We start from the raw sequence: 13,459 nt of genomic DNA, 5'->3' as shown, positions 1-13,459 counted from the left end.
TTTTGACTTGTATAAAATTGAGGTGAACGTATTGTTTGAGAGGCTAGTCCCGAAACTGCGGGTGAATACCGTTTTTGATATCAACCTTGAAGAATTGCACCGGCAGGGCTACCGCGGCATTATTACAGATCTGGATAACACGCTCGTAGGTGCCAAGGCACCCCTGGCTACTCCGGAGCTGCTGCTGTGGTTCGCAAAGGTAAAGGAGCTGGGCTTCAAGCTGGTCATTGTATCCAACAACAATATGGACCGGGTGTCCCGCTTTGCCACGCCGCTGGATATCCAGTTTGTCCATCAGGCGCGCAAGCCGATCAATACCCCGTTCCTGAAGGCAATGAAGCTGATGGAGCTTCAGCCGGAACAAACCATCGTTGTCGGTGATCAGATGCTTACTGATGTGCTGGGCGGCAACCGCCTGGGTCTGTATACAGTATTGGTGCTGCCGATCTCCGTCAAGGATGAAGGATTTGGAACAAGAATTAACCGCCGCGTTGAGCAGATTGCGCTGACACGGCTGCGGAAGCAAGGATTGTGGCATGAGGAGGATAAACGTTAATGAGTCAACACAATGAAACGGAGCGCCCGGTGAAATGCAGCGGCTGCGGTATTAAGCTGCAGACCGGGAATAAGGAGCTTCCGGGTTATATTCCGGAGTCTGCCTTTGAACGGGAACCGGTTATTTGCCAGCGCTGTTTCCGGATTAAGAATTACAATGAGGCTTCTTCGGTATCTGTGGATCAGGATGAATTCCTGCACCTGCTGAGCGGAGTCGGTGAAAAGAATGCGCTTGTCATCCACATCGTGGACCTGTTTGATTTTGAAGGCAGCCTGATTTCGGGGCTTCAGCGGTTTGTCGGCAATAACCCCGTCATTCTCGCTGTGAACAAATGCGATCTGCTGCCTAAGGTAACGAACTGGAACAAGCTGCGCAACTGGATGCAGCAGCGCTGTAAGGAGCACGGCCTGCGCACAGCAGAGATCGTCCTCGTCAGCGCCAAGCGCAACCAGGGCTTTGAACGTCTGCTGGAGACGGTAAGTGAGCTCCGCGGACAACGTGATATCTATGTGGTCGGTGCAACCAATGTGGGCAAATCCACGCTGATCAACCGCCTGATCTCGGACTACAGTGATCTGGAGCAGGAGCTGACAACCTCACGGTATCCCGGCACGACGCTGGACATGGTCAAAATTCCGCTCGATGACGGCCACTATATTATTGATACACCGGGGATTGTATATCCTTGGCGTTACAGCGAGCTGGTGGAGCGGCGTGACCTGGGCGCGGTAATGCCCGAGAATCCGCTCAAGCCTGCGGTATACCAGCTGAACGAGGGACAGACGCTGTTCTTCGGCGGTTTGGGACGGTTCGACTTCATCCAGGGACCGCGCCAATCCTTCACCTGCTATATAAGCACCACGCTGAAGATTCACCGCACAAAGCTGGAGCGGGCAGATTCGCTGTATCAGGATCACCGCGGTGAGCTGCTGACGCCTCCGGCTGCAGCGGATATGGACAAGCTGCCGCAGTGGCAGCGTCATGAATTCCGGATCGGCCGGGGCAGCCAGACTGACCTGTTCATCTCCGGGCTCGGCTGGATTAAAGTCAACGGGACGGAAGGCGCAGTAGTCGCTGTGCATGTTCCGCGCGGTGTGAAGGTGCTTACCCGCCCTTCACTGATTTAAGCGCATCAATCATATTTTCAGGAGGGGCATGCCTATGACCGGCAATATCAGAAATACGGACATGCTGCTGGGCGTCATGGGCGATCCGATCGCCCAGTCCAAATCACCGCTGATGCATACAGCAGCGCTGAAGGCTCTAGGCATACCCGGGGCTTACGTGCCGCTTCACATTGCCCCGGGCCAGCTCGGCGAAGCGGTGCAGGCCATCCGCACGCTTGGCTTCCGCGGAGTCAACGTGACGATACCGCATAAAATTGCGGTCATGGACTATCTGGACAAGCTGGATGCCAGTGCAGTTGCCGGCGGTGCGGTTAATACGATAGTCAACGACAACGGAGTTCTTACCGGTTATAATACCGATGGTATCGGCTATGTACGTTCGCTCAAGGCCGAAGCTGTCCCGGACTTGGCCGGTATGCGCATTCTGGTGCTGGGAGCAGGGGGAGCAGCCAGAGGAATCATCAGCGCTCTGCTGCAGGAGAATCCGGCTGCCGTCGTCATTGCGAACCGTACTGTGGACAAGGCTCAGGAGCTCGCAGCTTCATGGCAGGCTGCAGGCATTGTAACCGGGACGGCTATGGAGAACATTGCCGGGATGATCCCGGATGCTGATATTGTGATCAATACCACTTCAGTCGGCATGTTCCCTTATCCTGACGAAACGCCGGTCGCTTCCGGCCTGTTCCGCAAAGGCCAGGTGGTCAGCGACTTGATCTACAATCCGCTGCGGACCCGGCTGCTTGAGGAAGGCCTGCAGGCAGGCTGCACGGTACACGGCGGTCTGGGCATGTTCATTTATCAGGGCGCATATGCCCTGGAATATTGGACGGGCGAGGCTGCCCCGGTGGATATCATGCGGCAGACCATCCTTGAAGCCTTCGGGACATGAAAATGCTTAAACAGGGTAATAATATTTAATATTTGTTAATTAAGGGGTTTGTTCATTTATGTTAACTGGTAAACAAAAACGTTATCTCCGTTCTTTGGCGCATCATCTCGATCCTGTGTTTCAGGTCGGCAAAGGCGGCGTTAACGAACATTTGATCCGTCATGTCGAGGAAGCCATCGAAAAGCGCGAGCTGATGAAAATCAGCGTGCTGAACAACAATGCCGATGATCCGAAAGAGATCGGCGCTGCCCTCGCAGAGCAGTCCGGTTCAGAGCTTGTACAGGTGATCGGCAAAACGATCGTGCTGTACAAGGAATCGCGCGACAACAAAACGATTGAGTTGCCGCGCTAAAGCTTTTTATCCGGATGATAAGAGGAGGTACACCTCTTGAAAGTTGGAATCATGGGAGGAACCTTTGATCCTCTTCACATAGGCCATATGCTGGCGGCGGAAGCCGCCAGGGATTCGTATTCGCTGGATAAGGTCTGGTTCATGCCCTCGCATATTCCCCCGCATAAGCACGAGGCCGGTGCCTCCGGCGCTGACCGTCTGGCCATGGTTAAGTGCGCGGTGGAGGGGAATGAAGCGTTCGGCATCCTCGACTGGGAAATCGTCCGCGGCGGTGTCTCTTATACTATTGAAACCGTACGCAGCCTGAAGCAAGAATATCCTCAGCATGAGTTCTATTTTATTGTCGGAGCGGATATGGTGGAGTACTTGCCTAAATGGCACGGGATCCATGAGCTGACGGAGCTGCTGACCTTCATCGGGGTGGGACGCCCGGGAACTCCGCTTGATCTGGCGGCCCTGCCGGATTTCATCTCCGGCAATGTGCTGCTGGCGGACATGCCGCAGGTGGATATTTCATCGACGGCGCTCAGGTCAAGGGCGGCGAGCGGCCGTTCTATCCGCTATATGGTGCCTGAGCAGGTGTATGAATATGTGCAAAGGAGTGGATTGTATGGCTTACAGCCGCGAAGCGCTGATTGAAGCCGTCTCCGCCCAGATGCCCGACAAGCGCTGGCAGCATACGCTGGGCGTAATGGAGACCTCAATCAAGCTTGCCGAAGTGTACGGAGCTGATCCGCAGCGGGCCGAAACGGCAGCTATTCTGCATGATGTGGCCAAATACTGGCCGGTTGAGCGAATGAAGGACATTATTGTTCAGAACGGCCTTTCAGCTGAGCTGCTGCAGCATGACAAGCAGCTGTGGCATGCCGAGGTGGGGGCTTTTGTCGCCGAGCATGAGTATGAAATCACTGATCCCGGGATTTTGGGGGCGATCCGGTACCATACCTCTGGCCGCGAAGGGATGACCCTGCTGGAGAAGGTGGTCTGCCTGGCGGATTATATCGAGCCCGGCCGGGATTTCCCCGGTGTGGACGAGATCCGTAAGAAGTCTATGGTCAGCCTTGAGGATGGGCTGATTGCAGGCTTTGATTCCACCATCAGCCTGCTGCTGCAGAAGCGCCGGGTCGTATTTCCGCTTACCGTGCTTGCACGTAACGATTTAGTAAGAATACTGGAGGAAAAAATATGAGTGTACAATCAAACAAGCTGCTGGAGCTGGCCCTGAAAGCGGTCGAAGACAAGAAAGCGATGAACGTCGTTGCTCTGGATCTGCGCAGCGTATCGCCGATCAGTGATTATTTCATCATCTGTCACGGTAACTCCGACACCCAGGTGCAGGCGATTGCCACTGAAGTGCGCAAAGTGGTTCACGAAGCCGGCGGTGTTATCCGCGGGATCGAGGGCATGGATGCTGCCCGCTGGGTACTGATGGATCTCGGGGACGTTATCGTGCATGTCTTCCACCGTGACGAACGGGAGTATTACAATATCGAGCGTCTCTGGTCTGACGCCAAGGTTGTGGAGACGGTATGAGTCTGATTGCAGGTACTATCGTTACATTGGAAGTGCTACGTGAAGTTTCGCCTTACGGTTATTTCCTTGGTGCAGGTGACCAGGATGTCATGCTGCACTATACCGAGCTAGTGGGCAGTAAGCCCAAAATCGGCAGTAAAGTGGAAGTGTTCATCTTCTTTGACACGGAGGACCGGCTTGCTGCGACAATGAAAAAGCCGTTTCTGACGCTCGGTGAGATGGCCTTGCTGGAAGTGGCCGATATTCATCCGCGTCTGGGCTGCTTCCTGGAGATGGGGCTTGGCCGCCAGCTGCTCCTGCCGATCGGTGAGCTGCCTGAGCTGATCGAGCTCCGTCCGCAGATTGGCGACAAGGTATTCGTGCTGATGGAGCATGACAAGCAGGGCCGCCTGCGTGCCAAGCTGGCCGGTGAGCAGGAGCTTGCTCCGCTGGCTTTTGCCTCGCCGGAATCCTGGAGAGGCCAGAACGTTACAGCAAGAGTCTATAGACCTCTGCAGATGGGCACTTTCGTAATTATCGACGGCGGAGTACTCGGCTTTGGTGTAATCGGGATGATTCATTCCTCCGAACGCAGCCGGCTGCTGCGTCTGGGGGAACAGGTTGAAGCACGCGTCTCACATATCCGTGAGGACGGCCGTGTTAATCTGGCGATGACCCAGCGCAAGGAAATCGGCCGGGACGTGGATTCCGCAGCCCTGCTGGAATTCCTGCACTCCCGCCCGGGCGGGGCAATGCCGTATTCGGATGCTACGCCTCCGGAGATTATCAAACAGCGCTTCGGCATCAGCAAGTCCGCGTTCAAACGGGCGATGGGCAAGCTGATGAAGGAAGGCCTGATTACTCAAAAAGAGAACTGGACCTATCTGGCCAAGCCTGAAGAGAGCGTGCCGGAACAGAATCAGGAATAGAAAGCGGTGTGCGCATTGTCTTCCTACGGGAAATTTGCATATGTATACGATGAACTGATGGCGGACATGCCGTATCCGGACTGGCTGGCTTTTGCAGAAGCGGCATGGGTTAAATACGGCAAGCCGCGGACGGTCGCTGAGCTCGGCTGCGGCACAGGAAGTATTACGATTCCGCTGGCTGCAGCCGGCTATCATATGACCGGGATTGATCTTTCCTCGGACATGCTGTCTGTAGCCCAGCAGAAGATGGAGCGGCATCCGCAGGGACGCCGTTTCCTGCGTGAGGGAAGCGTACGCTGGATCAGGCAGGATATGACAGAATGGGAGCTGCCGGAGCCGGTCGATTCCGTTATTTCCTTCTGTGACTGCCTGAATTATGTGCTGGAAGAAAAGGATATCCAGGCGGTGCTCGCCCGGACATACGCCGGCCTCAAGCCAGGCGGGACGTTCCTGTTCGATGTACATCATCCGAATACGCTGGTCCGATATGAGGAGGAACAGCCTTTTGTGCTGGATGAGCCTTCGGTATCCTACATCTGGACCTGTGAGCTGGATGTGCCGCGGCGGGAAATTGAACATCATCTGTCCATTTTCGCCCGGGAAGAGGGCAGCGGCCTGTACCGCCGGTTTGAAGAAAATCATGTGCAGCGCGCCTATGATCCGCAGTGGCTGACGGAGGAGCTCCGTAAGGCGGGATTCAGCGAGGTTCAGCTGTATGCCGATTTCGAATGGCTTCCGGCAGATGACAGCGCCCAGCGCCTGTTCTATGTAGCCATAAAATAAATCTAATGTATGACAAGGTCCTCGCCTCCGGCAGGGCCTTTTTGGTGCGTGCATTTTGCGTGATAGGTGCTTGATGAAAAGGGAACCGGCCCTGTACATGCTGTACAGGACCGGCATCTTCCAACCTTTTACCGGTGCTCAAACAAGTCGATAGCACCCAGAACAATGTGTGCCAGACCAAAGCCAAGTACGCCTGTTGCGGCCAGCTTATACTTGCTTCCCAGAAAAGCTGCGCCGGAAGCCGAAACTACGGTACCAAGAACGGTGGGGATCAGACCTTCGCGCATTCGAAACACTCCTTCTCGGTGGTTTGGGAGACAGGTTTATTGTCTGCTCTTCGCAACCGGATTATGTATGGAAGGTGCTAATGCCTGATGTTTTAAAGAATTTTAAAGAAAACAGGCTTAATCGGTGCGGAAACTATCTTCTTCTGCAATTAAGAACCAATATTTTACTATTTTTGAATTGATTTATCGATTCTGTTCACAAAGCTGGTGTTCTTGGCCGGCTGCGGGGGGAGTCTTCCTCAGGCACTTCCGGCGGCGACTCATCTGTCCTGGAGGGCGGTGCAGGGGAAACGGCAACAGAGCTGTCTTACTGGACGTTTGTCGAGCTGCACGGGCAGCATTTTGAGAAAATGCTGGAGTAGTGGAACGCTGCCAATCCGGACCGGCAGATTAAGCTGAATGTAACCGTCATGCCGTATGACGATATGCACAACAAGCTGTCCATCGCCGTATAGACAGGTGTGGGAGCGCCGGATATTGCCGATATCGAGCTGGGCAAATTCCCGGATTTCCTGGCCGGAGAGCCGCAGCTTGAGCCGCTTAACGATATGGCAGAGCCGTATAAAGGTACGGTTGTCCAGTCCCAGCTTGATCTTTACGCTAAAGAGGGCCAAATCTACGGATTATCCACCCACGTAGGGGCGACGGTCGCTTTTTACAATACAGAAATTCTCGATGCAGCCGGGGTGGATTACAAAAGCATCGTAACCTGGGATGATTTCAAAAAGGCGGGCATTCAGGTCTACGAAAAAACCGGCAAATACATGGGTACCGCCGACACCAGTGCAATCTGGCAGGCTTCGTTGCTCCTGGCCAGACAATAATGTAATCTCAACTATCGCTGGGGGGCAGCCTGATACGGAAGAAGCTTACGGTGAGTATAACTCAGGCAACTATGCGACCGCCTTTATGCCGCTGTGGCAGATGTCCCGCTATACCAACTACATGAAGGACCTGAGCGGCAAAATCGCCATCGCCCCGCTGCCCGTCCTGGAAAAAGGCATGCACAGATCGTACGGCGGAGGCGGTACAGGAACAGTGGTGACCAAGACGGCTAAGGATGTCCAGCTGGCAAAAGATTTTATCGCCTACGCGAAGCTGTCGCTTGATGCCAACATTGAAATCTGGAATACACTCGGCTTTGATCCGATCAACATGAGTGTGTGAGATATGAAGGATATGACCCACAACCCGGAGAACCAGTTCGTCTGAAGTAACAGGCCCGGTTACTCTTTGGGGCTGTCCACCTATGGGCAGCTCTACTTTAAAGGAGCAGAAGCCATGATCAAAAACTTCCTCTATTCGCAAAAGGTCGCTCCGTACGTCTTCGTGCTGCCTTTTGTGCTCGTATTCATCATTTTCTGGGTCTACCCGCTGCTTAGTTCGTTCGGTATGAGCTTTCAAAAGGTCACCCACTACCGGCTTTATTGCTCTGGCGAGCTGGCGGTGGATGGGCGTGAACATGCTGTATTTTCTATCCGGACTGAAAAATATCCCCGACGACTACTACGAAGCCGCCTCGATCGATGGGGCATCCGCCTTCCAGCGGTTCACCCGGATTACGATACCTTTGCTGAAGCCGACGACCATTTATGTGCTGACGGTCAGCATTTATGCCGGACTGGCCATGTTTATTGAGAGCATGAAGCTCTGGAACGGCAATAACTTACCCAAGAACATCGGACTGACCATCGTCGGTTATCTGTACCGGCAGGGGATTAAGAAAAATAATCTCGGCTACGCGGCGGCGGTCGGTATCGTGCTGCTCATCATCACCATGGTGATCAATCTCACCCAACTGGCTTTTAGCGGCATGTTTAAAAAGGAGGAGGATTAACGTATGAACACAGGGACTCTCCGCAAAATCCTCCTGTTTGCCTTTTTCAGTGTGCTGTGCCTGCTGATCCTGGTGCCTTTCTACGCCGTGACGATTGCCTCGTTTAAGCCCGGGGAGGATCTGATCCGCTACGGCCTTAATCTGCGGTTTGACTTGTCGGCGATGAGCCTGGACAATTTCGTCTTTTTGTTCACCGGGGAGCATGCTTACTTCACCTGGTTTTTCAATTCATTGCTGCTCACGGTGGTTCAGGTTGTATTGACGCTGCTCGTTAGTGCTACGGTTGCTTACGGCTTTTCGGCCTATGAATTCAGAGGGAAAAACCAAGGAGATGATAGCGGCCGGACGTGTGGACGGGGCGAACGAGTATGCGATTTATGTGCGCCTGATTCTGCCGATATTGGCGCTGTTTCTCGGGTTTAAGAAGTATTTTATCGACGGGATGACGGCGGGTGCGGTGAAGAGGTGAGGCTGGTGAAGAGTGGGCTGGTGAAGGGGGGCAGGTGAAGGCCGGGCTAGTGAAAGGCTATAAGTCTAACGGGGCCTACCCTTCACCTGCCCCTAGGCAAGACAAATATATAGACCGGTTATAAATTTAGCAGGCGGCTTACCTTGAATGGTAGGCGGCTTGTTTTTTTATCTGCAATTTCATTTGCTATCATGATGGTTTTATTTTATTGTTTGAATATATGGAAAAAATTACTTTGGTGCGGAGGACTACATTATGAAGCCAAGTGTGCTTAACGTTACGTTATGTTTTGTGCTTATAGCCGCAGTGGTTACCATGCACGACGTATTTCCCGATTTCAGTTACAGGGTGCCGTTCACTCTACTTTTGGCGTTGGCCGTGTTATATGTTTTTTCAAAAGCGGGAATTCAGAAGCCAGCATCGTACAAAGGGATTTCGCTCCTATTCCTGTCATTGTTTATATTCACCTGTGTGTACCATGCGGTTCTGTCGGCGGTAACAGGGGGCGGATTGTTCGATAACAGCTACTGGATTTTCTTGTGCGTTATCTACGTTTTGGCCTGGCTTCGGATGCGCTTCAGCTTCAAAGGGAATAGCGGTACTGCGTTATAAGCAACTTGTCTGCGGATAAGTTGCTTTTTTCTTTGCTGGCCGCGGCATATGAGCTAAATGGGCCGAATCAAGGGCACAAATGCCCTTGAATTCGGCTATCTGCCGGCGTACATTCGCGAACTTACCCGGCTCCCTTATGCAACTGCCCTAAAAAGGCAATCCCCACCAACCGCGGGAATAGCTTTTTTTGCATTGCATACATCCTTATTCATCGCTGCCGATCTCCCGGCTGCCCAACGGTTGAACAGGACGGTTATCATGCGGGAAAATCGCAGCGAATTTGCCGATCTGTTCCCCGGACCAAGTAACCGGATTCTCCAGGACGGTCCACTGGACGCCTTCGGTACATGGCGGTGTGGTGAGCGAGCCGTCTTCACTTTTATGTACCAGATGAAGCTCCATCTCCGCATGTTTGCCGTCAACCTCATGTTCGCTGGGCAGATGGAAGTGGAACTGCTGCAGCAGGTAAGTCTTGCCCTCAATAGTGAGTTTATTGTCCTGGTTGTGAAGATTCACCTGAATGGTATGACCGTTGTTGATGATGGACACTGGTGAAGGAGAATACTCCACTTTTAGAGGGGAGAGACTATCATCTGCCTTCACTTTGTCATGAACAATATTAACCGGCGACTAGGCTGAACCGGTACTGCAGGTTGTGAACAGCTGATCCAGCTCCGCCCAGTGCTCCGGGGACGTCTCGCCTTCATAAGACCAGTGTGTCTGGTGCGCGGCGGCCGGGACGGAGATTTCTTGTGTGGCTTCTGCGCCATCATTAAGATTGCCGTTATTTCCGCAGCCAGCCAGTATAGTCAGGACTGCGGCCGGGAACAGGATCCGTGACACCCTTTTCGTAAATTGCATACGTTATCCTTCTTTCGGATTATTTGGGACATTATTATTTATATTGTAAATAATGGTTTCCCGTGTATCCAGTGAACAAAGACTCAGCTGTGTAAGTGGTTCAAAATATCCAAAATAATCCAAAAGATATAGGATAGCAAAGGTTAGAGGAAAGGAGGAAAGGAGGAAAGGACAAGTCAAACAAAAAAAGCCCCTCCGCATCCAAAGGAGGCGAAAGGGCAGAGAAACATATATATAGTTGTATTAACACTCGTAACGCTCATAACGCTTCTAACGCTCCTAACGCCTATAGCTCTCCTAACGCTCCTAACTCTCTTACGCGCTTTACCCGCTCATAACCCTTCCAAATCAACCACTACTCAGCGGTACTTGTCGCCGGGCGCCGGTTCACTTCCTCCACCTCATGCACATTGTAGAGCACGCGGGCCAGCAGATCCTGGCTGTAGTTGCCGAAGTGCTTGCCGTAGATGGTCAGGCCGCGTTTGTTGACCGGCTTGTCGGTGACGGCGATGCGGAAGGTCAGCTCGCTTTTGTAATCGAGCTTGATATCGTCCAGTGTAATGTCAGAGATGCGGCAGCCGTCAATGAAGCTTCCTTCATTATTGATCCGGATCAGCTTCAGCATTCCGTATTGGTTAAGGTGCGGCGGCCACCAGTCCGGGTTGAAGGTTCCGCGCTGGTCGCCGAAGTCGCCGGGGCTGGTCCAGTAGCCGATCTCAATACCGTTCAGGTAAAAGTAAAGATCAGAAGGATAGTTGTCACTGAACCCCGGAGCCTCTGAACCGATCTCCATGGAAAACTGAATCTCGCGGAAGGTCTGGTTAGCCTTCAGATAGTTCGGGATACGATATTCAAGGAAGCCTTCCGCCATCCAGATAATCTCGGAATCGATCCGCTGGGGATCGGCGAAATAGCGCGGCTCGTCGAAGTCGCCGATAATGCTGTCTTTGGTAGCGAGGCCGCAGGTTGGGACCGCCTGATAGTTACTGTAGTGGCCGACCTGGATCTCCACCTCATACAGATTGTCAACATCCTTGCTGCGCAGATCGACCATCAGCTTATCCTTGTTCAGATAGCAGACCTTCTGGATACCATGCTTGCCGACGGAGGTGTTGATCTCGATCAGGCCACTTTCCTCCAGCTTTTTGATGTGCATTGTGATGGCGCCGTTGCTCAGATTCAGCTTCTTGGCGATTTCATTCAGGTTAAGGGCCTGGTTGCCGGCGAGCAGCTCCAGAATCTGAATCCGGATTTCTGAGCTTAGCGCTTTGAAGATGTCAATGCCACTCATTAGATCTTTGATATATATCATATCGAACCTTCTTCCGCAGACGTCATTAATAACTATTTTATAAAATTATAAACTAATTGAGGTGAAAAGGAAAGCTTTCCGCCTTTATTTGTGTCATATCATTAAATTTAAGCTAAAATATGTGTAAATCAGCGATTTACTTTAAGTTTTTCTAAAAATGGATGATCGATTAATGCTGAAATAACGCCTATTTTTTCACGAATATCTTATATTTCTCATTTAGTTTCAATAAGTATAAAAAGATTTATATTTTTTGGTTTACAGCAAACCTTATATATGTTATTTTATATCTGTAAGCGAATACATTCAAATGTTTTTTAACTGATTAAGAAAAGTATGAAATAGGTCGGTCGCAAAAAGGTAGCTTGAACTATAAACAACCGCAAACGGTTACTTTAGTTCTTTCTATATAAGCTTCGCAATTGTTCACAACACTCTAGGAGGGGTTTCAGTGTTAAAGAAAAAGGGCTGGTTTACACTGCTGTCGTTAGTTTTGCTGGTATCGGTTGTACTGGCGGGCTGCGGCGGGAACAACAATGCATCGTCAGGCAATAATGCGGGAAGCAACACAGGAAATAGCGGGGGAAGCAGCAATTCGCAGGAAACCAAGAATCTGACGTTTATGTTCAGAGGCGGCACAGATGAGCAGAAGGCTTATGAAGGCGTTGTCAAGCAATTCGAAGCTGACCACCCGAACGTGAAAGTTAAGATCGTGGTTACTGCAGCCGACCAATATGCAACCAAACTGAAAGCCTCTATTACGGGCAACAGCGTACCGGATGTGTTCTATTTTGAATCCGGTGACCTCAAGGCTTATGTTAACAGCGGCGTCCTGCTGGATCTGACCAGCTATATTGAAGGCAATTCTAACATTAATCTCGATAATATCTGGAAATACGGCGTGGACCTGTACCGTTATGACGGTACAATGGCCGGTCAGGGCAACATTTACGGTATGCCGAAAGACGTTGGTCCTTTTGCACTCGGCTACAACAAAACGATGTTCGAAGCAGCCGGCATTCCGCTGCCTGACAAGGACAAGCCTTACACCTGGGATGAGTTCATCAAGGTTGCCCAGCAGCTGACCATCGACAAGGACGGAGACGGCAAGCTTGACCAGTTCGGCGCAGGCTTTAACGTGAACTGGGCTTTGCAAGCATTTGTATGGAGTAATGGTGCAGACTGGATTGATGCAACCAAAACCAAAGTTACCATTGATGATCCGAAATTTGCGGAAGCGCTTCAGTTCTTTGCCGACATGCAGAACAAATACGGCATCACACCATCCACCGAGCAGGCGCAGACCCTGGATACCTACCAGCGCTGGATGAAAGGCGAAATGGCCTTCTTCCCTGTAGGTCCATGGGATATGAGCACTTATGAAACACTGCCTTTCGATTATGATCTGATTCCTTACCCTGCCGGTTCCACTGGCAAATCCGCTACATGGACAGGCTCCCTTGGTATCGGCGCATCCGCCAAAACCAAGCATCCGGAAGAAGCAGTTGAGCTGATTAACTATCTGACAGCCTCGAAGGAAGGCATGGACGCGCTGGTTAAGGCCAAAGTTCAGATTCCTAACCTGATCGACATGGCTAAAGAATGGGCAGCAGACACCACAACCAAACCAGCGAACAAAGAAGAATTCCTGCAGGTTGTTGAAGAGTACGGAAGAGTACTGCCAGGCCACTATACTTACAATGCTGAATGGTACAACCTGTTCTTTACTGATATCCAGCCTGTGCTGGACGGAAAGATTACAGCTGCAGAGTATGTGAAAGAGGAACAGCCTAAGATGCAGAAGCTGCTGGATAAAGCGATTGAGCAGGAAGCGAAATCCAAGAAATAATTCCCGGTAAACCTGCTTTACCCCAGAAAAAAGTGATGTCGGCCCTTAAAGCAGCACCGGCCGGCATCACTTTTATCTGATATC

General features: G+C 51.7%; 15 protein-coding genes and 3 pseudogenes. 14 read left to right on the top strand and 4 right to left on the bottom strand.

Features of this window, described 5'->3' with window-relative positions; all coding sequences use genetic code 11:
• Positions 1-31 precede the first annotated feature (31 nt).
• From M2108_RS11925 to M2108_RS11885, 9 genes are read left to right on the top strand one after another with little or no spacing between them, the layout of a single operon-like run.
• Positions 32-556 carry a YqeG family HAD IIIA-type phosphatase gene (locus M2108_RS11925; protein WP_277469703.1) on the top strand — a complete coding sequence of 175 codons (525 nt, stop codon included), beginning with the start codon at positions 32-34 and terminating at the stop codon, positions 554-556.
• A complete protein-coding gene (gene yqeH / locus M2108_RS11920) occupies positions 556-1,683 on the top strand; it encodes a ribosome biogenesis GTPase YqeH (protein ID WP_221799175.1) in 1,128 nt (375 codons plus the stop codon). Before M2108_RS11925 ends, yqeH begins: the two co-directional genes overlap by 1 nt.
• A gap of 34 nt (positions 1,684-1,717) precedes the next feature.
• Positions 1,718-2,572, top strand: coding sequence for a shikimate dehydrogenase (gene aroE, locus M2108_RS11915; RefSeq protein WP_277469556.1), 855 nt, complete (start codon positions 1,718-1,720; stop codon positions 2,570-2,572).
• Between the two features lie 58 nt (positions 2,573-2,630).
• Positions 2,631-2,924, top strand: a complete 294-nt coding sequence (yhbY, locus tag M2108_RS11910) for a ribosome assembly RNA-binding protein YhbY (protein WP_277469555.1) — start codon at positions 2,631-2,633, stop codon at positions 2,922-2,924.
• 36 nt (positions 2,925-2,960) lie between these two features.
• Entirely contained in the window at positions 2,961-3,563 is a 603-nt protein-coding gene (locus M2108_RS11905) for a nicotinate-nucleotide adenylyltransferase (RefSeq protein ID WP_277469554.1), read from the top strand.
• Positions 3,535-4,113, top strand: a complete 579-nt coding sequence (gene yqeK, locus M2108_RS11900; RefSeq protein WP_277469553.1) for a bis(5'-nucleosyl)-tetraphosphatase (symmetrical) YqeK — start codon at positions 3,535-3,537, stop codon at positions 4,111-4,113. Before M2108_RS11905 ends, yqeK begins: the two co-directional genes overlap by 29 nt.
• Positions 4,110-4,457 (top strand): ribosome silencing factor, encoded by a 348-nt coding sequence (gene rsfS / locus M2108_RS11895; protein ID WP_221799184.1) that lies wholly within the window; start codon positions 4,110-4,112, stop codon positions 4,455-4,457. Before yqeK ends, rsfS begins: the two co-directional genes overlap by 4 nt.
• Positions 4,454-5,365 carry a CvfB family protein gene (locus tag M2108_RS11890; protein WP_277469552.1) on the top strand — a complete coding sequence of 304 codons (912 nt, stop codon included), beginning with the start codon at positions 4,454-4,456 and terminating at the stop codon, positions 5,363-5,365. Before rsfS ends, M2108_RS11890 begins: the two co-directional genes overlap by 4 nt.
• 15 nt (positions 5,366-5,380) lie before the next feature.
• Positions 5,381-6,148, top strand: a complete 768-nt coding sequence (locus M2108_RS11885) for a class I SAM-dependent DNA methyltransferase (protein WP_277469551.1) — start codon at positions 5,381-5,383, stop codon at positions 6,146-6,148.
• A 128-nt stretch (positions 6,149-6,276) separates the two neighbouring features.
• Here M2108_RS11885 and M2108_RS11880 read toward each other — a convergent pair whose 3' ends face one another.
• A complete protein-coding gene (locus M2108_RS11880; RefSeq protein ID WP_039871250.1) occupies positions 6,277-6,435 on the bottom strand; it encodes a hypothetical protein in 159 nt (52 codons plus the stop codon).
• Positions 6,436-6,627: 192 nt separating this feature from the next.
• On the opposite strand from M2108_RS11880, the pseudogene M2108_RS11875 reads away from it, so the two are divergent.
• The 4 genes and pseudogenes from M2108_RS11875 to M2108_RS11860 form a co-directional block, all read left to right on the top strand.
• Positions 6,628-7,599, top strand: a pseudogene (locus M2108_RS11875) (ABC transporter substrate-binding protein); the annotation flags it as partial.
• Between the two features lie 262 nt (positions 7,600-7,861).
• Positions 7,862-8,272, top strand: a pseudogene (locus tag M2108_RS11870) (carbohydrate ABC transporter permease); the annotation flags it as partial.
• 3 nt (positions 8,273-8,275) lie between these two features.
• A pseudogene (locus M2108_RS11865) lies at positions 8,276-8,741 on the top strand (ABC transporter permease family protein).
• 255 nt (positions 8,742-8,996) lie between these two features.
• On the top strand, positions 8,997-9,353 hold the full coding sequence (locus M2108_RS11860) for a hypothetical protein (RefSeq protein WP_277469550.1): 357 nt from the start codon (positions 8,997-8,999) through the stop codon (positions 9,351-9,353).
• 204 nt (positions 9,354-9,557) lie between these two features.
• Here the strand turns inward: M2108_RS11860 and M2108_RS11855 are convergent, their stop codons facing one another.
• The 3 genes from M2108_RS11855 to M2108_RS11845 all read right to left on the bottom strand — a co-directional run bounded on the left by M2108_RS11855 (position 9,558) and on the right by M2108_RS11845 (position 11,526).
• Positions 9,558-9,971 (bottom strand): carbonic anhydrase family protein, encoded by a 414-nt coding sequence (locus tag M2108_RS11855; protein ID WP_277469702.1) that lies wholly within the window; start codon positions 9,969-9,971, stop codon positions 9,558-9,560.
• A gap of 12 nt (positions 9,972-9,983) precedes the next feature.
• Positions 9,984-10,214: a hypothetical protein gene (locus tag M2108_RS11850; RefSeq protein ID WP_277469549.1), complete on the bottom strand. Its 231-nt coding sequence runs from the start codon at positions 10,212-10,214 to the stop codon at positions 9,984-9,986.
• A 355-nt stretch (positions 10,215-10,569) separates the two neighbouring features.
• Positions 10,570-11,526 (bottom strand): ArsR/SmtB family transcription factor, encoded by a 957-nt coding sequence (locus M2108_RS11845; protein WP_277469547.1) that lies wholly within the window; start codon positions 11,524-11,526, stop codon positions 10,570-10,572.
• Positions 11,527-11,977: 451 nt separating this feature from the next.
• On the opposite strand from M2108_RS11845, the gene M2108_RS11840 reads away from it, so the two are divergent.
• On the top strand, positions 11,978-13,375 hold the full coding sequence (locus M2108_RS11840; RefSeq protein WP_277469546.1) for an ABC transporter substrate-binding protein: 1,398 nt from the start codon (positions 11,978-11,980) through the stop codon (positions 13,373-13,375).
• Positions 13,376-13,459: the final 84 nt, after the last annotated feature.

It is taken from the genome of Paenibacillus sp. PastM-3, assembly GCF_029893965.1.
GTDB lineage: Bacteria > Bacillota > Bacilli > Paenibacillales > Paenibacillaceae > Paenibacillus_AQ.
This window is presented reverse-complemented; position numbering and strand designations above follow the sequence as displayed.

What these genes read in the sequence shown, in the direction of transcription:
- yqeH (WP_221799175.1), top strand. Translation starts at nt 556, where the DNA reads ATGAGTCAACACAATGAAACGGAGCGCCCGGTGAAATGCAGCGGCTGC.
- aroE (WP_277469556.1), top strand. Translation starts at nt 1,718, where the DNA reads ATGACCGGCAATATCAGAAATACGGACATGCTGCTGGGCGTCATGGGC.
- yhbY (WP_277469555.1), top strand. Translation starts at nt 2,631, where the DNA reads ATGTTAACTGGTAAACAAAAACGTTATCTCCGTTCTTTGGCGCATCAT.
- yqeK (WP_277469553.1), top strand. Translation starts at nt 3,535, where the DNA reads ATGGCTTACAGCCGCGAAGCGCTGATTGAAGCCGTCTCCGCCCAGATG.
- rsfS (WP_221799184.1), top strand. Translation starts at nt 4,110, where the DNA reads ATGAGTGTACAATCAAACAAGCTGCTGGAGCTGGCCCTGAAAGCGGTC.
- M2108_RS11890 (WP_277469552.1), top strand. Translation starts at nt 4,454, where the DNA reads ATGAGTCTGATTGCAGGTACTATCGTTACATTGGAAGTGCTACGTGAA.
- M2108_RS11880 (WP_039871250.1), bottom strand. Translation starts at nt 6,435, where the DNA reads ATGCGCGAAGGTCTGATCCCCACCGTTCTTGGTACCGTAGTTTCGGCT.
- M2108_RS11860 (WP_277469550.1), top strand. Translation starts at nt 8,997, where the DNA reads ATGAAGCCAAGTGTGCTTAACGTTACGTTATGTTTTGTGCTTATAGCC.
- M2108_RS11850 (WP_277469549.1), bottom strand. Translation starts at nt 10,214, where the DNA reads ATGCAATTTACGAAAAGGGTGTCACGGATCCTGTTCCCGGCCGCAGTC.
- M2108_RS11845 (WP_277469547.1), bottom strand. Translation starts at nt 11,526, where the DNA reads ATGATATATATCAAAGATCTAATGAGTGGCATTGACATCTTCAAAGCG.